This window comes from Lentzea cavernae (genome assembly GCF_014653695.1).
GTDB lineage: Bacteria > Actinomycetota > Actinomycetes > Mycobacteriales > Pseudonocardiaceae > Lentzea > Lentzea cavernae.
In genome coordinates, this window is the sequence record NZ_BNAR01000019.1 from 30,636 (window position 1) to 50,174 (window position 19,539).

Annotated in this window: 19 protein-coding genes; 7 read left to right on the plus strand and 12 right to left on the minus strand. The window is 69.0% G+C overall.

The window, feature by feature from the left end; translation table 11 throughout:
* Positions 1–13: 13 nt before the first annotated feature.
* From IE307_RS39095 to IE307_RS39110, 4 genes are read right to left on the minus strand one after another with little or no spacing between them, the layout of a single operon-like run.
* Positions 14–958 carry a TolB family protein gene (locus IE307_RS39095; protein WP_191304527.1) on the minus strand — a complete coding sequence of 315 codons (945 nt, stop codon included), beginning with the start codon at positions 956–958 and terminating at the stop codon, positions 14–16.
* A complete protein-coding gene (locus IE307_RS39100; protein ID WP_191304528.1) occupies positions 955–2,160 on the minus strand; it encodes an MFS transporter in 1,206 nt (401 codons plus the stop codon). The genes IE307_RS39095 and IE307_RS39100 overlap by 4 nt, the downstream gene beginning before the upstream one ends.
* Before the next feature lie 53 nt (positions 2,161–2,213).
* Positions 2,214–4,037, minus strand: coding sequence for an asparagine synthase (glutamine-hydrolyzing) (gene asnB, locus IE307_RS39105; RefSeq protein WP_191304529.1), 1,824 nt, complete (start codon positions 4,035–4,037; stop codon positions 2,214–2,216).
* Between the two features lie 3 nt (positions 4,038–4,040).
* Positions 4,041–6,056 carry a glycosyltransferase gene (locus tag IE307_RS39110; RefSeq protein WP_191304530.1) on the minus strand — a complete coding sequence of 672 codons (2,016 nt, stop codon included), beginning with the start codon at positions 6,054–6,056 and terminating at the stop codon, positions 4,041–4,043.
* A 111-nt stretch (positions 6,057–6,167) separates the two neighbouring features.
* Between IE307_RS39110 and IE307_RS39115 the strand changes: the two genes are divergently transcribed.
* Together IE307_RS39115 and IE307_RS39120 are read left to right on the plus strand one after the other, a co-directional pair.
* On the plus strand, positions 6,168–7,499 hold the full coding sequence (locus IE307_RS39115) for a glycosyltransferase family 4 protein (RefSeq protein ID WP_191304531.1): 1,332 nt from the start codon (positions 6,168–6,170) through the stop codon (positions 7,497–7,499).
* A complete protein-coding gene (locus IE307_RS39120) occupies positions 7,499–8,794 on the plus strand; it encodes a UDP-glucose dehydrogenase family protein (RefSeq protein WP_191304532.1) in 1,296 nt (431 codons plus the stop codon). Before IE307_RS39115 ends, IE307_RS39120 begins: the two co-directional genes overlap by 1 nt.
* Here the strand turns inward: IE307_RS39120 and IE307_RS39125 are convergent.
* On the minus strand, positions 8,791–9,204 hold the full coding sequence (locus tag IE307_RS39125; protein ID WP_191304533.1) for a hypothetical protein: 414 nt from the start codon (positions 9,202–9,204) through the stop codon (positions 8,791–8,793). The two genes, IE307_RS39120 and IE307_RS39125, sit on opposite strands and share 4 nt — an antisense overlap.
* On the minus strand, positions 9,201–9,929 hold the full coding sequence (locus tag IE307_RS47700) for a PIG-L deacetylase family protein (RefSeq protein ID WP_191304534.1): 729 nt from the start codon (positions 9,927–9,929) through the stop codon (positions 9,201–9,203). Before IE307_RS47700 ends, IE307_RS39125 begins: the two co-directional genes overlap by 4 nt.
* Positions 9,930–9,964: 35 nt before the next feature.
* On the opposite strand from IE307_RS47700, the gene IE307_RS39135 reads away from it, so the two are divergent.
* Positions 9,965–10,420 (plus strand): DUF4231 domain-containing protein, encoded by a 456-nt coding sequence (locus IE307_RS39135; protein WP_229905509.1) that lies wholly within the window; start codon positions 9,965–9,967, stop codon positions 10,418–10,420.
* Positions 10,421–11,288: 868 nt separating this feature from the next.
* Here the strand turns inward: IE307_RS39135 and IE307_RS39140 are convergent.
* Positions 11,289–12,056: an enoyl-CoA hydratase/isomerase family protein gene (locus IE307_RS39140; RefSeq protein ID WP_229905510.1), complete on the minus strand. Its 768-nt coding sequence runs from the start codon at positions 12,054–12,056 to the stop codon at positions 11,289–11,291.
* Positions 12,057–12,063: 7 nt separating this feature from the next.
* Positions 12,064–13,020, minus strand: a complete 957-nt coding sequence (locus IE307_RS39145) for a magnesium transporter CorA family protein (protein ID WP_191304535.1) — start codon at positions 13,018–13,020, stop codon at positions 12,064–12,066.
* Between the two features lie 135 nt (positions 13,021–13,155).
* On the opposite strand from IE307_RS39145, the gene IE307_RS39150 reads away from it, so the two are divergent.
* A complete protein-coding gene (locus IE307_RS39150) occupies positions 13,156–14,415 on the plus strand; it encodes a serine/threonine-protein kinase (RefSeq protein WP_191304536.1) in 1,260 nt (419 codons plus the stop codon).
* Here IE307_RS39150 and IE307_RS39155 read toward each other — a convergent pair.
* On the minus strand, positions 14,400–15,263 hold the full coding sequence (locus tag IE307_RS39155) for a hypothetical protein (protein WP_191304537.1): 864 nt from the start codon (positions 15,261–15,263) through the stop codon (positions 14,400–14,402). The genes IE307_RS39150 and IE307_RS39155 overlap by 16 nt on opposite strands.
* Positions 15,256–15,747, minus strand: coding sequence for an RNA polymerase sigma factor (locus IE307_RS39160; protein ID WP_229905511.1), 492 nt, complete (start codon positions 15,745–15,747; stop codon positions 15,256–15,258). The genes IE307_RS39155 and IE307_RS39160 overlap by 8 nt, the downstream gene beginning before the upstream one ends.
* A 79-nt stretch (positions 15,748–15,826) precedes the next feature.
* Here IE307_RS39160 and IE307_RS39165 point away from each other — a divergent pair, with 79 nt between their 5' ends.
* Together IE307_RS39165 and IE307_RS39170 are read left to right on the plus strand one after the other, a co-directional pair.
* The gene (locus IE307_RS39165; RefSeq protein WP_191304539.1) at positions 15,827–16,321 is read left to right on the plus strand and encodes a GNAT family N-acetyltransferase; all 495 of its coding nucleotides are present in this window, start codon (positions 15,827–15,829) and stop codon (positions 16,319–16,321) included.
* A 35-nt stretch (positions 16,322–16,356) separates the two neighbouring features.
* Positions 16,357–17,649: a YVTN family beta-propeller repeat protein gene (locus tag IE307_RS39170; RefSeq protein WP_191304540.1), complete on the plus strand. Its 1,293-nt coding sequence runs from the start codon at positions 16,357–16,359 to the stop codon at positions 17,647–17,649.
* A 13-nt stretch (positions 17,650–17,662) separates the two neighbouring features.
* Here IE307_RS39170 and IE307_RS39175 read toward each other — a convergent pair whose 3' ends face one another.
* Positions 17,663–17,851, minus strand: coding sequence for an MbtH family protein (locus IE307_RS39175; RefSeq protein WP_191304541.1), 189 nt, complete (start codon positions 17,849–17,851; stop codon positions 17,663–17,665).
* Positions 17,852–17,963: 112 nt separating this feature from the next.
* Here IE307_RS39175 and idi point away from each other — a divergent pair, with 112 nt between their 5' ends.
* On the plus strand, positions 17,964–18,548 hold the full coding sequence (gene idi / locus IE307_RS39180; RefSeq protein ID WP_191304542.1) for an isopentenyl-diphosphate Delta-isomerase: 585 nt from the start codon (positions 17,964–17,966) through the stop codon (positions 18,546–18,548).
* Here idi and IE307_RS39185 read toward each other — a convergent pair.
* A complete protein-coding gene (locus tag IE307_RS39185; RefSeq protein WP_229905526.1) occupies positions 18,534–19,520 on the minus strand; it encodes a ribonucleotide-diphosphate reductase subunit beta in 987 nt (328 codons plus the stop codon). The two genes, idi and IE307_RS39185, sit on opposite strands and share 15 nt — an antisense overlap.
* Positions 19,521–19,539: the final 19 nt, after the last annotated feature.

Below are 19,539 nucleotides of genomic sequence, written 5' to 3' on the forward strand. Positions count from 1 at the left end.
GCCACGCCCCCTGCTAGCGCGGCGACGGTGACGAGGCGGACTCCACGAGCACGCGGGGTTCGCCCGTCCCGTCGGCCGCCGAGGCGTAGATCGCGGGCGCCTGGCCCTGGGGCACCTTCGCGTAGGCCAGCGTGGTGCCGTCGAGCCAGGCCGCCTGGTCGTCGAGGCCGTCGGTGCCGGGCAGCCGCGTCTCCTTGCCGCTGTCCAGCTCCAGCACGAAGAGCTGCCACGCACCGAGCGTGCCACCGCGCTTCTTGTACGCCACGCGCTTGCCGTCCGGGGAGAGCGACGGGCACTCGGCGTTGGTGCGCATCGTGCGCAGCTCCTGGGTCTTCACGTCACCCTTGACGAGCCAGGTCTGGTTGCCCGACCCGAGCGTGGCGTAGAACGTCCGGTCGTCGTCGGCGAACGTCATGCCCCAGTAGTTGAAGTTCTCGTGCGCGCGCTGGGCGCCGTCGACGAAGGCCGTGAAGTGTTCGAGCGACTCCACCACCGTGCCGTCGTCCAGGTTCAGGTAGCCGGTGCGGGTCGAGAAGCCGCCCGGCGCCAGGTACGAGTCACCGGTGACGAACACGGTCCACGACACGACCTTGCCCGAGTCCGACACCCGAGTGCGGCTCGGCACACCGGGCAGCCCGACCGTCTTGACCACGGTGCCGGACGAGTCCAGCACCGCGAGCTCGTAGGTGGGGCCGGGCCCGGCCAGCCGCAGGCACGAGGTCGTGCCGGCCGAGGTGTAGAACCGCTGGCACTTCAGCGATCCGGTCGTGCGCGCGCCGTCGGGCGCGAGCTCGTCGACGGTGTTGCGGCCGTCGCTCTGCTCGACGAACTTCAGGCCCGCGGTGGACGAGTTGCCGGACGAGGCGGAACTCGGTCTGTTCACCGTCCACACCACGTACGCGATGCCGAACACGACGACGGCGGCGATGGCGATCACGCCCGTGAGCCGGCGGTTCACGGCTTCACCAGCACGCGGACGGCGACGAGCGAGACGAGCAGCGCGCACAGTCCGATGAGGACGGACGTGGCGAAGCTGAGGAACGTGAGCATGAGGCCGAATCCGATGGAGGAGAGCAGACGGGCCAGCGCCTGACCGGTCTGGATCATGGACAGTCCGGACGCGCGCAGCTCCGGGTCGATCATCGTGGCGCCGTGCGCCATCAGGACGCCGTCGGTGGCGGCGTAGAACAGGCCGTGCAGCAGGAGCACCGCCACGACCAGCAGCCAGCCGGTGACCGGGCCCAGCAGCAGCGCGTAGGCGCCGAGCAGCAGCACGTGGCCGAGGAAGAAGATCCGCCAGCGGCCGATCCGGTCCGAGAGCGCGCCCAGCGGTGTCGCGGCCAGCAGGAAGACCAGCGCGGTGCCGACCGGCATGAGCGTGAGCCACATGGGGCTCAGCCCGGAGACCTTCTGCAGGATCACGAACACGAACGCGTCGGACATCGTGGCGAAGCCGAGGACGGCCGCGGCGATCGTGGTGCGGCGCACCCCCGCCTCGCGCAGCAGACCGAGCGACCGCTTGACCGACACCGTGCGGGTGCTCTCGGTCTTCGGCGGCTGGCGCACGAAGAACGCCAGCACGATCACGCCGAGCAGCGCGAAGCAGAAGCTGATGACGAACACCGGCTCCGGGTGCGTGGTGACCCAGGCGAGCAGGGCGAACGTCGCGAGTGGACCGAGCAGCGCGCCGATCGTGTCCATGGTCCGGTGCACGCCGAACGCCGCGCCGAGCGAGTCGGCGGGGGTGGCGAGCGAGATCATGGCGTCGCGCGGCGCGGACCGGACGCCCTTGCCCGCGCGGTCGGCCGCGAGCACGGAGCCGATGCCGAACGTGGACGCGCCGACGGCCGGGAACACCAGCTTCGTGACGGCGGACAGGCCGTAGCCGGCGAGCGCGACGGTCTTGTGGCGGTTGGCCTTGTCGGCCACGTACCCGCCGACGAGCCGCAGCACGGCGGTCGCGCCGGTGTAGATGCCGTCGAGCAGACCGAACTGCAGGTAGCTCATCTGGAGCGTGAAGAGCAGGTACACCGGCAGGAAGGCGGTGACCATCTCGGAGGAGATGTCGGTCAGCAGGCTGACCGTGCCGAGCGCGAAGACCGTGCCGGGCAACCGCTTGCGGAAGTCGGTGCCGGCGGGGCGGGAGGAGGCGACGTACACGGGTCACCCACCTGCCCTGGGAACGAACGAGAAATCCCTGTTCATGTGCCGTCCTACCAGCTGAGCGTTTGGTGCCACACCTCGAGCGAGAGCAGCGTCCAGATGCGGGGCTGCTCGTTGCGGTCCCCGGAGGAGTGGTCGTCGAGCAGCGCGCGGACGGCCGCGCGGTCGAAGGTCTTGCCCACGAACGACGTGGGACCGGTGAGCAGGTCGTAGGCCATGTCGCGCAGGCCGTCGCGGAACCACGCGTCGAGCGGCACCTTGAAACCCGACTTCGGCCTGTCGACGATGTCGGCGGGCAGGTGCTGGCGCGCCACCTCCTTCACGACCCACTTGGTCGTGCCGCCGCGCACCTTCACGTTGCTCGGCAACGAGAACGCGAGCTCGGCCACGCGGTGGTCGAGGAACGGCGGCCGCAGCTCCAGGGAGGCGGCCATCGACATGCGGTCGCCGCGCTCGAGCAGGTTGTCGGCGAGCCAGGTGTGCGAGTCGGCGTAGAGCATGCGCCGCAACGCGTCCCCGCGCCCGTTCTCGTACGGGGCCAGCACCGACCTGGTCGCCGGCCCGCCCAGCAGCTCTGCCCGTTCGGACACCGTGAAGGGCGCGAACCAGCCGCGCATGCGTTCGGCGTAGGAGGGCTCGGCGATGGCGCGCAGGGCGATGCCGAGCCGTGCCTTGGACGCCGGTAAGGCCTTTTCCAGGCGTCTCAGTGCGAACGAGGGTGCGACTCCGGCGAACCGAGTGGCCTGGGCGAAGCGGTACTTGGGGTAGCCGCCGAACAGCTCGTCGCTGCCCTCGCCGGACAGCACGACCTTCACGTCCCTGCGGGCCAGCTCGGCGAGGCGGAACACGGCCACGTCGGCGGGCTCGGACAGCGGCGCGTCGCGGTGCCAGGAGAGCTTGGCCCAGCTGTCGCGGAAGTCGTCGGCGGTGACGATCACGTTGTGGTGCCGGCTGCCGACGAGCTTCGCGACCTTCTCGGCGTGGTGGATCTCGTCCACGCGCGGGTCGCCGAAGCCCGCGGAGAACGTGTGCAGCTCCGCGTCACCCCGCTCCCGCGCCACCAGGGCCGTGATGAGCGACGAGTCGACGCCGCCGGACAGGTAGGCGCCGACGGGCACGTCCGCGACCAGAGCGTCGCGCACAGAGGCCGTGAGGGCCTCGTCCACGAGCCGCACTGCCTCCTCGGGGGTGACCTTGCGGATCTCCGACTCGCGCGGCAGCTCCCAGTAGGGCTCGGTCCGCACCCGTCCGTCGGCGGACACGACCAGGTGGTGGCCCTGCGGCACCTTCTGGACGCCTCTGACCAGCGTGTGGGGCGCGGGCACCGAGCGGTGCGCCAGGTAGTCGTGCAGCGACTCGTGGTCGACCTCGGCCGCGCCGATCGCGGGCAGCAGCGCCTTGATCTCGGACGCGAACGCGAACATCTCCGCGTCGGAGTAGTAGTACAGCGGCAGGATGCCGAGGCGGTCGCGGAACAGGTGCGTCTCGCCGGTCTTCGCGTCGTGGACCGCGTAGGCGAACTGGCCGCGCAGCCGGGCGACCGCGGAGGGCCCGTGCTGCTCGTACAGGGCCAGCAGGACCTCGGTGTCGCCGTTCGTGCGGAACGGGTAGGTGAGCTCGCCGCGCAGCTGCCGGTAGTTCAGGATCTCGCCGTTGAACGCGATCTGCGTGGTGCCGGACGCGCCCGCCATCGGCTGCGGCGACCCGGCGAGGTCGATGATCGACAACCGGGTGTGCGCGAAGCCGATCGGGCCGTCCGCCCAGAACCCGCTGTCGTCGGGGCCGCGGTGGTGCAGCCGCTTCGCCATCTCGGCGAGCACCTCGCGCGAGACGGGCGTGCCGTCGAACCGCCTGATTCCTGCGATGCCGCACATGTCCTAGCGCTCCCCGGAAGCGGATTTTTCAGCGATCTGCATGAGCTCACGGGCACGGGAGTCCCAGGACGCGGTCAGCACGGCCGCACGGCGTTCGGCCGGGGTCTTCAGGCCGCCGTCCTTGAGCGTGAGGCGGATCTGGTCGATGAAGTCGGCCTGGCCGCGGGCGATCCGGATGACGTCGCCGTACCGCTCGACCTCGGGGAAGTCCGTCGACACGACGGCCAGGCCCAGGGCCAGGTACTCCTTCATCTTGATCGGGTTCGCGTGCTTGATCCAGTCGTTGTCGAGCCACGGCATCAGCGCCACGTCGAACCCGGAGCCGTAACCGGGGATCTGGTCGTAGGAGCGGAAATCCAGCCAGTGCACGTTCGGGTACCGGTCGTAACGCTCCATCGAGCAGGTGGCGTCACCGATGAGCACGACCGACGCGTCGGGGAACTCCTGCGCGACCTTCTCGATGAGGTCGAAGTCGACGAGGTAGTCGTCGAGGCTGCCGAAGAAACCGATGCGCGGGCCGGGGATCGACGCGATGTCCGCCGGTAGTCCGGTGCGGCGGGTGAAGTGGTCGACGTCCACGCCGTGGTCGAGGAAGTGCGCACGGTCACCGGTCAGCCGGGACTCCTCCTCCTGCAGCGCCCTCGACACGTACAGCACGGTGTCCGAATTGGACAGCAGCTGGTTCTCCAGCGCGGCGATGGCGCCCTGGTCGGCCTCGGGGAACGCCGAGTGCCGGTCGGAGCGGTTGAAGATCAGGCCCTGGGTCCTCATCGGCTCGACCACGTCCCACGCCGTGGGAATCGTGGCGACGACCACAGGCGTGCCCATCCGCAGGAAGAAGCAGACCGCCTTCACCTGGGTGCGGACGAGGACCGAGTTGAGCTTGCGCAGCCACGGCTTGCCGTAGAACGGCAGGGGAGCGGGCGTCATCACGTAGAAGTTCGGCGTGTCCTCGATCGGGCGGCGCACCAGCTTCGCGACGCTCATGGCCTTGCGGAGGATCCGGCGCAGGAACTGCGTGCTCTTGCCGGGCGACGGCATCCGCAACCCGATGCTGTTGACCAGCAACACCTTGCGGTGCTTCGCGACGCGGCGCAGCAGCTGGAAGTCCGAGTGCGCCCGGTTGTGGTACCACCAGTCCTGCGCCGAGAAGCACAGGTAGCTCGGCCCCTCGGAGGGCACTTCCTCCGGCCAGCGGCGCATTCCGAAGAGCCCCTTCAACGCGGTGCGGTGCTTCGGCGACACAGCGCGAAGTCCTTCGTTCGCGACCATGGCGAGCCACATGAGGAAAGCGGCGAAACGCCCGTGCAGTTCGCGGTGCAGGCGGACCTTGTTCGCGGTGAGCATCGACCACAGCCGGGCGTTCGTGGAGACCTCGCCGCCGATGTGCGTGATCGTGGCGCGCGGCTCGTACCAGACGCCGCCCGCCCGCATCATGTACTCGGTCTCCTCCGAATAGAGGAAGTAGCGCTCGTCCAAAAGGCCGTGCTTGTCGATGGTCGCCCTGGTGATCAGCCATGCGCAGCCCGTGGCCCAGTCGGCGGCGTGCGCTCCCTGGTAGGCCAGCTCGGTGGTGACCGTCTCACCCAGACCGATCGCGCCCGCGCGCCCGCCACCGAGCAACGCCTCGGCGAACGCGCCGGCGACACTCGGCTTGCGGCGCAGCGAGAGCGACAGCGCGCCTGATTCGTCCACGAGGCGGGGCACGACGATCGGCTTGCCGGCGGCGCGGAGCGTGTCCAAGGCCCCCGGGTGCAACCGGATGTCGGCGTTGAGCACGAGGACGTCGTACCCCTCGGCGGCCTTGATGCCCATGTTCACGCCTGCGGCGTAGCCGCCGTTCACCTGGCTGCGCAGGATTTCCACGCCGGGGCGGGTGGCGGCCTCCACGGTGCCGTCGGTCGAAGCGTTGTCGACGACGATCACTTTCACACCGTCCGGCAACGAGTCCAGGCATCCGGCGATGACCTGTTCGCTCTGGTACGTGACGATGACCACCGCGACAGGTGACCGCTCCACAACCGCTCCTCGCTTTTCGGGCCTCTGCGCCTACATCGAGCGCATTGCAACCTCCGTTACGACGATCGGCCAAGGTGTAACCGTTTCGCCCTCCGGAACGAGAACCAGAGCGTGACGTCATCGCCGCACGTGTTGATCATCGTGCAGAACCTCCCCGTGCCGCTGGACCGGCGGGTGTGGCTGGAATGCCGCGCCCTCACCAACGCCGGGTACGAGGTTTCGGTGATCTGCCCCAAGGGTCCGGGTGATCCCGCCTACCAACTGCTCGACGGAGTGCACCTGTACAAGTACGCTCCGCCGCCCCAGGCGGAGGGCGCGCTGGGCTATGCGTGGGAATTCCTGTACTGCTGGGTGCGCACGGCGTTGCTGAGCGTGAAGGTCCGCGCTCGCAGGCGGTTCCACGTGATGCAGGCGTGCAACCCGCCGGACACGTACTGGGCGTTGGCGTTGCTGTGGCGGCTCGGCGGTGTGAAGTTCGTCTTCGACCACCACGACCTCAACCCCGAGGTGTTCCTGTCTCGTTTCGGTGAGCCCAAGGGGATCGCGGGCAAGGCGCAGTACCGGATCTTGAAGTGGTTGGAGCGCCGCACGTTCCGCACGGCCAACCGGGTGACGTCGACCAACACCTCGTACCAGAAGATCGCGTGGACGCGCGGGGACGTGCCGCCCGAGCACACCACCGTCGTGCGCTCCGGCCCGGACACCACCGTGATGCGGCCTGTCGAAGGCGTGGACGAACTCCGACGCGGCGGCAAACACCTGGTGGCCTATCTCGGAATCATGGGACCGCAGGACGGCGTCGACGGCGTCCTCGAAGTCGCACGGAGAGTTGTTTTCGACCGCGGCCGTACCGACGTCCGCTTCGCCCTGCTGGGCTTCGGCGACTGCCTCGAGGACCTGAAGAAGCAGGCCAGCGCCTGGGGACTCGATCCGTACGTCGAGTTCACCGGACGGGTTGGACCCGAACAGATCACCCGTTACCTGTCGACCTCCTCGGTCGGACTGGGCCCGGATCCGTTGTCGCCTTTGAACGACGTGTCCACTATGAACAAGACCATGGAGTACATGGCCTACGCGCTGCCGGTCGTCACGTACCGGCTGCAGGAGACCGTGGTGTCCGCCGGCGAGTGCGCCGTGCTGGTCGAACCGGGTGACGTCGAGGGCTTCACGACGTCGCTGCTCGACCTGCTCGACGACGCGGAACGCCGTGCGCGCCTCGGCTTCGAGGGCAGGCGCCGGTGCGAGGCCGTGCTCGACTGGCGGCCCCAGGCCGAGAACTACGTGGCCGTGTTCGACGGGCTCACCGGCTTCGCCTCGCGCGGCCCGTTCCCCGACGGCAGGCCCGAGCTCGGCGCGGGCACCGACCAGTGGGGCAACAAGATGATCGACGTGAGCGACGACGCCGTGCTCCGCGCGTTCGCCGTGACCCGAACGGGAGAATGATGTTCGTCAGAAGGATCGCTGTCGTCGGCACCGGCTACGTCGGTCTGACCACCGGTGCCTGCCTCGCGTCGCTGGGTCACCGGGTGGTGTGCGCGGACGTCGACGCCTCGAAGGTCGAGCGGCTCTCGCGCGGTGAGGTCGACATCCTCGAACCGCGTCTTGCCGAACTCGTCGCCGAGGGTTTGGCCTCCGGTCGCCTGTCGTTCGTCCTCGGGGCGTCGGCCGCGGTGTCCGACGCCGAGGTCGTCTTCCTCTGCGTGCCCACGCCCATGGGCGTCGGCGGCATCGCGGACCTGCAGGCCGTCGAGTCCGTTGTGGACGAGACGCGCGACCTGCTGCCGTCCGGCACCGTGATCGTCAACAAGTCGACCGTGCCGGTGGGGACCTCGATCCGCACCGCCGAACTGCTGCGCCGCGACGACGTCGCCGTCGTCTCGAACCCCGAGTTCCTGCGCGAGGGCTCGGCCGTGCACGACTTCCTGAACCCCGACCGCATCGTCGTCGGCTGCGACCAGCAGGACGCCGCCGAGCGCGTGGCCGCCCTGTACGCACGCCTGGGCGCGCCGACGGTGCTGACCGACGCGGCCTCCGCCGAGATGGTCAAGTACGCGGCCAACTGCTTCCTCGCGATGAAGCTCTCGTACGTCAACGCGGTGGCGGAGCTGTGCGAGCGGCTCGGCGCGAACATCACCGACGTCACCGAGGGCATGGGCTACGACAAGCGCATCGGTCAGGCCTTCCTGAACCCCGGCCCCGGCTGGGGTGGCTCGTGCCTGCCCAAGGACACGCACGCGATGCTCCAGGTCGCGGACGCCGCCGACTTCGAGTTCCGCCTGCTGCGCGCCACGATCGACACCAACGAGCGGCAGCGCCAGCGCATGGTCGAGAAGGTCCGCCTGGCCGTCACCGGCAAGCGCGGCGGCTCGCTGTCGCACGTGCGCCTCGGCCTGCTGGGCCTGACGTTCAAGGCGGGCACCGACGACCTGCGCGACTCGCCGGCCCTGGCCGTGGCGGCGTTGCTCAAGCAGGCGGGCGCGGAGCTCGTCGGTTACGACCCGGCGCTGACCGGCGGCTCGGACCTGGGCCCGGTGTCCGTTGTGGACGATCCGTACCAGGCGGCCAAGGACGTCGACGCGCTCGTCGTGCTGACCGAGTGGCCGGAGTTCCGCTCGCTGGACTGGTCCCGCCTGGCCGAGACCGTGCGGCAGCCCGTCGTCGTCGACACGCGGAACCTCCTGGACCCGGACGTCCTGCGCCGGGCCGGTTTGACCTGCACGTCACTCGGGCGCCGTTAGTCCTTTTCAGACAGTCCGGCGAACAGGTCGTTCTCCGGCAACGGGGCGTTCGTCCTGTCCAGGTCCCGGTAGTAGTGGTCCTGGGCGGCGTGCGCCCCGTTTTCGACGACGGTCGCGCCCTCGGTGGCGGTCAGGTAGAACTTGTCGGGGATGCCCGTGCGGTACACCGCCAGCTTGGTCTCCCTGAGCGGTCCGTTGTGGTCGCAGACGACCACCTGCGGCTCGTAGGTTTTGATCAGGTCGTACGGGTCCGCCGTCTCCACGTGCGCGACGCCGAGCAGTGCGGCGCGCTGCCGGACTTCCTCGTTCTGGCTGTGCACCACGGTTCTGACGCCCCGGCCCGCGTAGAGGGCGAGCGTCGCGGCCGTGGCCGAGATGTCGTCCGCGAGCACGACCAGCAGAGTCCTCACCACCGCGGCAGGTCCGGTCCGTGGTGGGTGATCCCGGCGAACAGGTCGGTCTCGGGCAACGGCGCGTCCGTCGTGTCGATCGCGCGGATGTAGGACTCCGCCGCGAACCGCTGCTGCGCCGTCAGCTTCCCGATGAGCGACTGGCTCTCGTAGCAGTACAACGCCTTGCGCTTGATGTCCGCCACGTGCGACGTGTCGACGGTGGTCGTCGCCAGGCTGTCGTGCGACTCCAGGTACAGCTTCGCCGGGATCCCGGTCTCCTTCACCGCGTGGTGCGCCACCCGTGCCGCGTGCACGTGGTCGCGGTGCTGGTGCGGGTTGTGGTGGTTGTGCGTCACGACCACCTGGGGCCGGAAGTGCTCGATCAACGCGGAGAGCCGGCCCGCCGCCGTCTCGACCGGGATGGAGCAGAAGGCCCCCGGCGGCACCTCACCCGTCTCACCGGAGTCGTGGTACCCCAACAGTTCCAGGTCCGTGATCCCCAGCACGTCGCACGCCGCGTTGAGCTGCGACCGCCTTCGGGCCGCCACCGCCTGCGGGTGGTGGTTCAACTCGCCGGGTTTCGCACCACCTGACATGTCACCCAGTTCGCCACCGGTACACGTGACGAGGACGATCCGCACGCCCTGGCGGGCGTAGTGGGCCAGGATTCCTCCGGTCGACCGCGACTCGTCGTCGGGGTGAGCGTGGACGGCCAGCAAAGTTCTCGGTCCATCGAACTGCACGCGGGGGAAGGTACCTCGAAACTATTGTCTCGCCCGTGACCGACTTGCCGTCCGGCTTGAAGCCGCTCGAACTCGCACAGCACCTCCAGGGACAGATCTCCCGGGGGCACGCCTACGCCCGCTCGCGCAAGCAGCGGTTCAGGTGGAAGTCCGTAACTGTCCGACTGACCACTTTGGTGCTTTCGGCGGTGTCGACGATCATCCTCGGCCTGCAGAACCTCGATCCCTGGACGGGGACGGCGTTCGCTTTGGTGGCGGTGGTGACTGTGGTGTCCGCTTTGGAGCCGTTTTTTGCTTGGCGGTCGTTGTGGGTGTTGATGGAGGAGGCTAGCTATCGGTTTCATCGGTTGGAGGATGATCTTGCGTATTACGTGGCGTCCACTCCGGCTGATGAGGTTGATGTTCAGCGGGTTCGGGAGATGTTTGAGCGGTATCAGGAGATTTGGGATTCGTTGAGTTCTCGGTGGCTGAAGTTTCGGGATAACGGGTAGGGGGCTTTCGCGGGTCGGGTTGGGTGGGTGCGTTGCGTTCCAGCGGGGTGGTTGGGTGCCGTGCGTTCGTCACCTTGCGTTGGTGGTTGCGTGTGTCGTGACGGACGGGTCATTTTGTCGCCGCTGCGCGACGACTGCGATTGGGGCTTGACTTCGGGGCCCTTGCGAGACGCTGGTCGGCCGGTAAAAGCCGGGCTGAAAAGCGCCCGGCCGAGCGTGAGAGGGTAGCGTCTCGCACCCAAAGTCAAGCCCCAATCGCGAGCGTGCGTGGGTGCGGTGACACCGCACGTCACCTCATACGCTGACCAGCCGGACTAGGTTCACACGCCTCGGCTTCGCCATTGCCGTTGGCGGCCTGGGTGCCTCGGCTTCGCCGTTGGCCTTGTTGTTCGGGAGGGACGCCTCGGCTTCGCCATTGGCGTTGGTGGCTGGTGGCTCGCCTTCGGCTTCGCCCAACGGCACCGGCACCGGCACCGGCCCACACCGTCATGGCAATGCCGAGCCGTCCCTCCCCGCACAGCTAGCAATGACGACGCCGAGCCCATGCCGCCAACGGCAATGGCCAAGCCGGGGCGTCTCTCCTCGCTCACCAGGGGCGAAGCCGGAGGCACGCCATCCGGCCGCCAACGGCAACGGCAACGGCAACGGTGAAGCCGAGGCGTCCCTACCCAACAACCTTGGCAGCGCCCGTGCCAGTGCTCGTGCCGGTGCCGGTGCCCGTGCCCGTGCTCGTGCCGGTGCCGGTGCCGGTGCCCGTGCTCGTGCCGGTGTCGCTGCCGTTCCCGGTGCGCGTGCCGGTGGCGGTGGCGTGGGGCTCGGCGTTGCGGTGGTGCGGGGCTTGGCTTCGGCGTTGCGGTGGTGCGGGAGGTCAGCGGCCTGTGAAGTGGGCGCGGCCTGGGCCGTCCGTGAGGAAGCTGTGCACGGCGCGGGGCAGGTCCTCGGTCTCGTACAGGCCCGAAGCGATCGTGGTGATGTGGGCGTCGGCCTCTGCTACGCCGCCGTGTTCGTAGTGGGCGAGGACCTGTTTGGTGGCTGCGTGTGCGCGGGTGGGGCCGGTGGCGAGGGTGAGGGCGAACTCCTCGGCTGCCAGGGCGAAGCCGTCGTCGGGGAAGACGCGGTTGACGACGTTCCAGCGTTCGAGGGTGGTGGCGTCGTAGAGGTCGCCGGTCATGACGAACTCCTTGGCGCGGCCCACGCCTGCGCGGGCGGCCAGGCGTTGGGTGCCGCCCATGGTGGGGGTGAGGCCCACCACCTTCTCCACCAGGCCGAAGCGGGCTGAGGGGGTGGCGACGATGAGGTCGCAGGCCACGGCCAGTTCGAACGCCCAGGTCAGGCAGAGGGCGTGGGCGGCGAAGACGGTGGGCATCGGGAGTGCGGCGAGGCGTTGGGGAAGGACGAGCATGCGGTCGAAGAGTTGTTGTGCCTCGTCGCGGTACTCCTGGGCGGCGAACAGGGACACGTCGACGCCGCCTGAGACGACCTTGCCCGTGGCGTTGATGAGCAGGGCTCGTGCGTCGCCGAGGTCGTCGAGGGCCTCGTGGAACTCCGCGTCGAGGTCCAGGGAGTACAGGTTGAGCGGGGGCGCGTCGATCGTGATGATCGCGAGCTCGTCGCGGCGGGTCAGGTGGATCTTCAAGGGTGGTTCACAACCAATCGCGGCGCTTGAACATCACGTACAGGAAGTAGGAGAGGCCGAAGATACCCAGCGTGGAGACCCAGAAGCCCCATTTCTGCTCGAAGCCGGGGTAGGGGACGTTCATGCCGTAGTACCCCGAGATGGCTGTCGGCACCGCGATGATGGCGGCCCAGCTGGTGACCTTCTTCATGATCGAGTTGAGGCGGTTGCCCTGGACGGCGACCTCGGCCTCGCGCAGGTTCGTGACCAGTTCGCGCATCGACTCGGTCAGTTCGGCGATGAAGAGCGTGTGGTCCTTCACGTCCAGGTAGTACGGCATCATCGCGTCGTCGACGAGTTCGTGTTCGCGGTGCAGGAGCGAGCCGAGCACCTCGCGCATCGGGAGTGCGACACGCCGCAGTTGCACCAGGGCGCGGCGCAGCTGCAGCGCCTTGCGGCCCACGTGCGGCTTCTCGTCGTAGATGCGGTCCTCGAGGGTCTCGATGTCGTCGTCGAGCTGCTGGGCCGCGGCGTAGTGGCCGTCCACGACGTCGTCGAGGAGGCCGTGCAGGAGGAAGCCGATGCCTGATGACGCCAGCGTGGGCGCGCTGTCCCACCGGCGCTGCACGCCCGCGAGGTCGTATTCCTCGCTCTCGCGGACCGTCACGAGCGCATTGCGCGCCACGAAGACGTCGATCTCGCACGTCTTGATTTCGTGATCGGCGTATTGGACCGCGTAGACGGAAAGGAACAGGTGGGTGGGGTAGCGGTCGACCTTCGGGCGCTGGCGTTCGGAGAACGCGTCCTCGATCGCGAGTTCGTGCAGGCCCAGTTCGTCGCGGAGCAGGGCTGTCTCTTCCTCCGACGGCGCGCACAGGTCGAACCACACGATCGCGGACTCGTCCTGGAGGTGTTGTGCGACGTCGGCGACCGGGAAGTCCGAGTCGACGAGTTCGCCGTTGCGGTACAAGCGCGTCCGACCCATGGGTGACAACGATACGTAGATCTACTCAGATGTGAGGTTTCGGCCCGAGTTCCCGCTACCCTCGATCCGGTGAAGGTGGACCAACCACAACGCATTGGGGACTACCTGCTCTTGGGCAGGCTTGGTCGTGGTGCCATGGGAACGGTCTACCTGGGACAAGGCAGCGACGGACGCCAGGTGGCGGTCAAGGTCGCGCGCGCCGAGCTCGCCGACGACCCGCGCTTCCGCGAGCGGTTCCGCCGCGAGGTGCAGATGGCCCGTGCGGTCGGCAGCGCCGGCACGGCGGCGGTCGTGGACGCCGACACGCGCGCGCCGCGGCCGTGGATGGCCACGGAGTACGTGCCCGGCCCGACGCTCCAGGAGGCCATCGAACGGCACGGGCCGTTGCCGGAGCACCATTTGAGACGCCTCGCCGAAGGTCTGGCCGAGGCGCTCACCGCGATCCACCGCGCGGGTCTCGTCCACCGCGACCTCAAGCCGTCGAACGTGCTGCTGGGCGCCGACGGGCCGCGCGTCATCGACTTCGGCATCTCCCGCGCGATGGAGCACACCGCGCTGACGGAGACCGGCATGGTCTTCGGCACGCCCGGCTTCCTGTCGCCCGAGCAGATCACCGGCCAGGAGGTCGCCTCGCCGAGCGACGTGTTCGCCCTGGGCGCCGTGCTGGTCTACGCGGCGACGGGCAAGGGCCCGTTCGGCGAGGGCCCCACGGCCACGCTGCTCTACAAGGCCGCCCACGGCGAGCCGGACATCGACGGCGTGCCCAAGCCGCTGCGGCCGCTGGTGCAGAGGTGCATGCACCGCGACCCGGCCAAGCGCCCGGAACCGGCCGAGGTGACGCGCATGCTCGCGCAGGTCGTCACGCCGAAGCCGTCGACCACCAAACTGCCCGCGCCCATGACGCCCGCCGCCGCGACGTTCTCGACGTCGCGGTTCGTGCCGGTGGCGTGGGGCGTGCTCAACCTCGCCGTGGCCCTGCTCGCCGCCGCGATCGCCGACCCGGCCGCGCAGGCCAACGGCGCCACGCAGCTGCTGGCCCTGGCCGCGTTCTGCGTGCTGCTCGTGCGCGCGGTGCGGTACTTCAGCGCCGCCGCGCGCCGCAAGGTCGTCATCGAGATCAGCCGCGAGGGCATCGCCACCACGCGCAACGGCAAGTTCCACCAGTACTGGTGGTACGAGCTCGCACGGGTGCGCGTGGTGCCGCACAAGAAACGGCCGTGGGTCGTCGTCTGGCTGAAGGACCCGGCGCCGCGCCGCTTCTTCGGCGCGCACCACGGCGGTGTGCGGGTGTTCCCGGTCGCCCACGAACGCACCAGGAGGCGGCGCGAGCGCGACGTCGCCGAGCTGCGCGCCGCCCTGGCCTGGTACCTGCCGAGGTCCTACGACGGCCGCTGATCGGTCCACTCGTAGGTGATCGAGGTCGACAGCAGCACGGTGCCCGCCGGCAGCGCGCCGGGTGTGACCTGCCGTTCCTCGTACCCGGTGACCAGGCCCGTCGACGGGTCGAGGGTGAACGACGCCTTGCTGCCGTCGGCGGACACCTTGCCGTTGTCGTAGCGCACTCCGGCGACGGCGGAGAGCTGGCGGTAGAGCGCCGCCTTCTTGTCGTTGGTGGTGAACGGCGAGAGCAACGCCGCCGACGCGCTGCTCAGCGGGCCACCCGGATCCAGGCTCAGCGGGTTGAGCAGGCTCGTCTCGAAGCACGGGGTGGTCGGGCAGACCGTGCGCCAGATCAGCGGGCCCGTGTACACGCTGCTGACGCTGAACTCGGGGGTCGGCTCGACACCGGGGACCACCCGCGTGCGGCCGGTGGGCTTGCGGTCGGTCCTCACCGGCTGCCCGTCGGCGACCGGCAGCCAGACCTCGACGAGGAACTCCGACTGCATGGCGGTGCTGACGTCGTCGACGACGGCGGAGTACGTCTCCCACGTCTCGTACCTGATGTGCCGGTACTTGCCCCGCGGCTGCGAGCGCTCCAGCAACGTCGCCGCCTCGGAGAGGGAGGTGGCCGGCGCGGTCGGCATCTCGGCGACGTCGGGGGTGAACCGCTCAGGGCGCACGAACACCACGAGGCCGGTGATCATCACCACTCCCGCGACCGCGGCCGCGATGCCGGCCCAGCGCCGCGAGGGTGCCGGGGGCTTCTCGGCGAACAGCTGCTCGCGCAACCGGGCGAGGCGCACGTCGTCGCTGTCCGGCACCGGGTACAGCTCGGCGAGGTCGTCGTCCAGCACGTCACGCATGTTCCACTTCCTTCAGCTTCGCGCGCAGGCGGTGCAGACGGGACCGGGCGGTTCCGGGGTTGAGGTCGAGGGCTTCCGCCGCCTGCTGCACGGTCAGTCCGGCCAGCGACACCAGCAGCACCAGGTCGCGGTCGATCTCGGGCATCCTGGCCAGCTCGCGCGCGATCCGGCGCAGGTGCGACCGGGAGTCGACGCGGGTGATCACCGTGTGCTCCAGCGACTCGGCGACACCGAGGTCGACGCCGTACCGCTCGGCGGTGCGCAGCAGGCGCGTCTCGCGTTTGGCGTGGCCCCGCAACAGGTTCGTCGCGATGCCGTAGAGCCAGCCGACGACACTGCCCTTCTCCGGGTCGTAGCCCTCCTTCCCGCGCATGGCGGCCAGGAAGGTCTCGCTGACGAGGTCGTCAGCCACGTCGAGGCCGACCCGCCGCGCCAGGTATCTGTGCAACGGGTGGGCGTGCTCGTCGAACAGCTCCGCGAACATCACGACCCCAGTTGGCTCCCCGCGGCACCGGTGTTGCAGTGATCTGAATCACAGTGGACGGCCTTTTGATGATGGTCTCATGACCACCTGGACCGTGAGGGCCGCCGACGCCGCGCGCTCGCCGCTCAACCGCGAGTACAACGCCGAGATGATCAGCCGCTACTGGGGGCGGCCCGCCGGCGACGCGGAGATCGACGCGTACGAACGTGACGAGCAGGACCACGACGTGCCGGTGTTCCTCGTCGTCTCCCGCGATGGCGACGATGTCGGCTGCCTGGGCATGCGGTTCCTGTCCGGCGATGTCGGTGAGCTGACGCGGATGTTCGTGCGCGAGCCGTTCCGCGGGCAGGGCGCCGCGTCCGCGTTGCTCACCGCGATGGAGGCGCAAGCTCTCGAGCGCGGCGTCACGGTGCTGAGGCTCGACACGCGCGAAGACCTGGTGGAGGCAAGGGGTTTGTACGCCAAGCACGGCTTCGCCGAGATCGAGCCGTACAACGACGCCGAGTACGCCGACCACTGGTTCGAGAAGCGGCTGAAGAGGCTAACGCCCGCTCGTCCTTCCGCGATGTCCTGAGCAGGTCGGGATGAATCGCGCAGGAGGCACTGAACATGCGGTTGCGTCCACTGGTGGCGGCTGTCGCCGTCACCGCGGCACTGGTGGTGACCCCGGCCCAGGCAGCACCCGCCGGCCGGGTCCTCGGTTATGTCGCCAACAACGGCGGCGGCGTGTCGGTGATCGACACGGCCACGAACGCGGTGTCCGAGACGATCGCTGACAGCGGCGGCAACTCGCCGTACATGGCAGCGGTCGCGTTCGACGGGACCCGCGGCTACGTGACGAACTCCCAGCACAACACGCTGACGGTCATCGACACGCCGACCAACACGGTCGACAAGGCGATCCCCGTCGGAACCCTCCCGGCCGGCGTCGCGGTCGCCCCCGGTGGCGGCTTCGTCTACGTCACCAACTACCTGGGCGGCACGGTGTCCGTGGTCGACACGGCCACGCTGACGGTCACCGCGACCGTCGCCGTCGGCACGAACCCCGACGGCGTCGTCGTCACCAAGGACGGCTCGGCCGTCTACGTCACGCACGACGTCACCGGAGCGGGCAAGGTCTCGGTCATCGACACGACGTCCAACACCGTCGCCGCCTCGATCGACGTCGGCAGCGCGGCGACCGCCATCGCGGGGTCGGCGGACGGCACGCGGATGTACGTGGTCAACAAGCTCTCGAACAGCGTCTCCGCCATCGACGTCGCCTCGCGCGCCGTCGTCGGCACCGCGGCCGTCGGCATCACGCCGCACGGCATCGCGCTGGCGCCGAACGGGACCCGCGGCTACGTGACGAACAGCCAGTCCGACTCGGTGTCCGTCGTGGACCTCGCGACGATGACCGAAACGCAGACGATCGCCGTCGGCGACCGCCCGATCAGCGTGGCCCTCACGCCGGACGGTGCGAGCGCCTACGTCACGAACTTCGACGGCAACTCCGTGTCGGTCATCGACACGGCGTCCGGCACGGTCACCGGCGCCATCGCCGTCGGCCAGCGCCCGGTGGGCATCGCGATCAACTTCGTGCCGCCCGCCGCGTCGAAGCTCGCGTCCGGCACCGCCCAGCTGCAGTTGCGGCTCCTCGGTTTCACGGTCCGCGGCATCAACGCCACGCTCACCGAGAAGCACACCGGGGCACCGGTCGCCGGTCAGCAGGTCGTCTTCCGCACGGTGAAGGGCAACCCGCTCTGCACCGCGACGACGAACGCGTCCGGCAAGGCCACCTGCGACGCCCAGGTGCCGCTGCTGGTCGGTCTGGCAACCCTGCTGCAGGGTTTCACGGCCTCGTACGCGGGCAACAACGAGCACGGCGGCGCCTCGTCGCACGGGTACATCCGCCTGCTCTGATCGGAAGCCGCCGCTAGGCGGCCAGCAGCACGCCTGCCCGGAGCGCGTCCACGTAGTCCGCACAGGACTGCCTGGACGCGACTCCGTGCACGACGCGCCAGCCGGCGGGCACCTGCAGCACCGCGGGCCAGATCGAGTACCGGCCCGACGGGCTGACCAGCACCAGGAACATGGTGTGAGCCTGAGCGATCGGGGAAGTCATGCCCCCAGGGTGACCCGCGCCACCTCGGGCCCGGCTCACTCCGCGCTCGAGCTCTCACCCGGACGCCCGGTTCCCGATCTTGGACCGCGTGTGATTACGTGGTGGTGTGACTGTGGAACAGGTGGTCCTCCTGGCCGAGGACGGTTCGGCCATCGGCGTCGAGGACAAGGCCGTGGTGCACCACGCGGACACCCCGCTGCACCTGGCGTTTTCCAGCTACGTCTTCGACTCGGCCGGCAACACGGTGCTCACCCGCCGCGCGTTGCACAAGAAGACGTTCCCCGGTCTGTGGACCAACACCTGCTGCGGCCACCCGTTGCCGGAGGAGGACATGGCGCAGGCCGTGCTGCGGCGCCTGCGCGACGAGCTCGGCATGCAGTGCTCCGCCCCCGAACTGCTGCTGCCCGCCTTCCGCTACCGCGCGGTCCAGGACGGGATCGTCGAGAACGAGATGTGCCCGGTGTTCCGGGTGCTCTGCGACGACGACCCCTCGCCGAACCCCGACGAGGTCGACTCGACCGAACGCGTGCCGTGGGCCGAGTTCGCCGCATCCGTGCTCGACGGCACTCGGGAGATCTCGCCGTGGTCCCGCCTGCAGGTCGCCGAGCTCGTGGAGCTCGGGCCCGATCCGCTGGCGTGGCCTGTCGCGGACCGGGCCGGGCTGCCTAAGGCAGTGGTGCTCTCACCACTCCAGTGAGCCACCGTTCTGGTACTCGATGACGCGGGTCTCGAAGAAGTTCTTCTCCTTCTTCAGGTCCATCATCTCCGACATCCACGGGAACGGGTTCTCCGTCTGCTCCCACACCGGCTCCAGGCCGAGCTGTGCGCAGCGGCGGTTCGTGATGAACCGCATGTACTGCTCGCACAGCTCGGAGTTGAGGCCCAGGATGCCGTTCGGCATGGTGTCGCGGCCGTAGGCGATCTCCAGCTCACAGCCCTCCGCGAGCATGGTCCGCACCTCCTTCTGGAACACGTCGTTCCACAGGTGCGGGTTCTCGATCTTGATCTGGTTGATCGCGTCGATGCCGAAGTTCAGGTGGATCGACTCGTCGCGCAGGATGTACTGGTACTGCTCGGCGACGCCGACCATCTTGTTGCGCCGGCCCAGCGACAGGATCTGCGCGAACCCCGTGTAGAACCACATTCCCTCGAACACCACGTAGAACGCCACGAGGTCCTTGAGGAACGCCTGGTCCATCTCCGGCGTACCGGTCCTGAACTCCGGGTCCTCCAGGTGCTGCGTGAACTGCAGCGCCCATGCCGCCTTGTCCGTGATGGACGGGATCTCCCGGTACATGTTGAACAGCTCGCCGTCGTCGAGGCCGAGCGACTCGCAGATGTACTGGAACGTGTGCGTGTGCACGGCCTCCTCGAAGGCCTGGCGCAGCAGGTACTGGCGGCACTCGGGGTTCGTCAGGTGCCGGTACACCGCGAGCACGATGTTGTTCGCCACCAACGACTCGCTCGTCGCGAAGAAGCCGAGGTTGCGCTTGATCATCAGGCGCTCGTCGTCGGTGAGGCCGTCCTTCGACTTCCACAGGCTGATGTCGGCCTGCATGGACACCTCGGTCGGCATCCACGCGTTGTTGCAGCCCGCCAGGTACTTCTCCCACGCCCAGTGGTACTTGAGCGGCAGCAGCTGGTTGACGTCCGCGCGACAGTTGATCATCGCCTTGTCGTCGACGGAG

Coding starts and splice junctions, on each gene's coding strand:
- asnB (WP_191304529.1), bottom strand. CDS start 4,037: ATGTGCGGCATCGCAGGAATCAGGCGGTTCGACGGCACGCCCGTCTCG.
- IE307_RS39120 (WP_191304532.1), top strand. CDS start 7,499: ATGTTCGTCAGAAGGATCGCTGTCGTCGGCACCGGCTACGTCGGTCTG.
- IE307_RS39145 (WP_191304535.1), bottom strand. CDS start 13,020: ATGGGTCGGACGCGCTTGTACCGCAACGGCGAACTCGTCGACTCGGAC.
- IE307_RS39150 (WP_191304536.1), top strand. CDS start 13,156: ATGGGAACGGTCTACCTGGGACAAGGCAGCGACGGACGCCAGGTGGCG.
- IE307_RS39155 (WP_191304537.1), bottom strand. CDS start 15,263: ATGCGTGACGTGCTGGACGACGACCTCGCCGAGCTGTACCCGGTGCCG.
- IE307_RS39160 (WP_229905511.1), bottom strand. CDS start 15,747: ATGTTCGCGGAGCTGTTCGACGAGCACGCCCACCCGTTGCACAGATAC.
- IE307_RS39165 (WP_191304539.1), top strand. CDS start 15,827: ATGACCACCTGGACCGTGAGGGCCGCCGACGCCGCGCGCTCGCCGCTC.
- IE307_RS39170 (WP_191304540.1), top strand. CDS start 16,357: ATGCGGTTGCGTCCACTGGTGGCGGCTGTCGCCGTCACCGCGGCACTG.
- IE307_RS39175 (WP_191304541.1), bottom strand. CDS start 17,851: ATGACTTCCCCGATCGCTCAGGCTCACACCATGTTCCTGGTGCTGGTC.
- IE307_RS39185 (WP_229905526.1), bottom strand. CDS start 19,520: ATGATCAACTGTCGCGCGGACGTCAACCAGCTGCTGCCGCTCAAGTAC.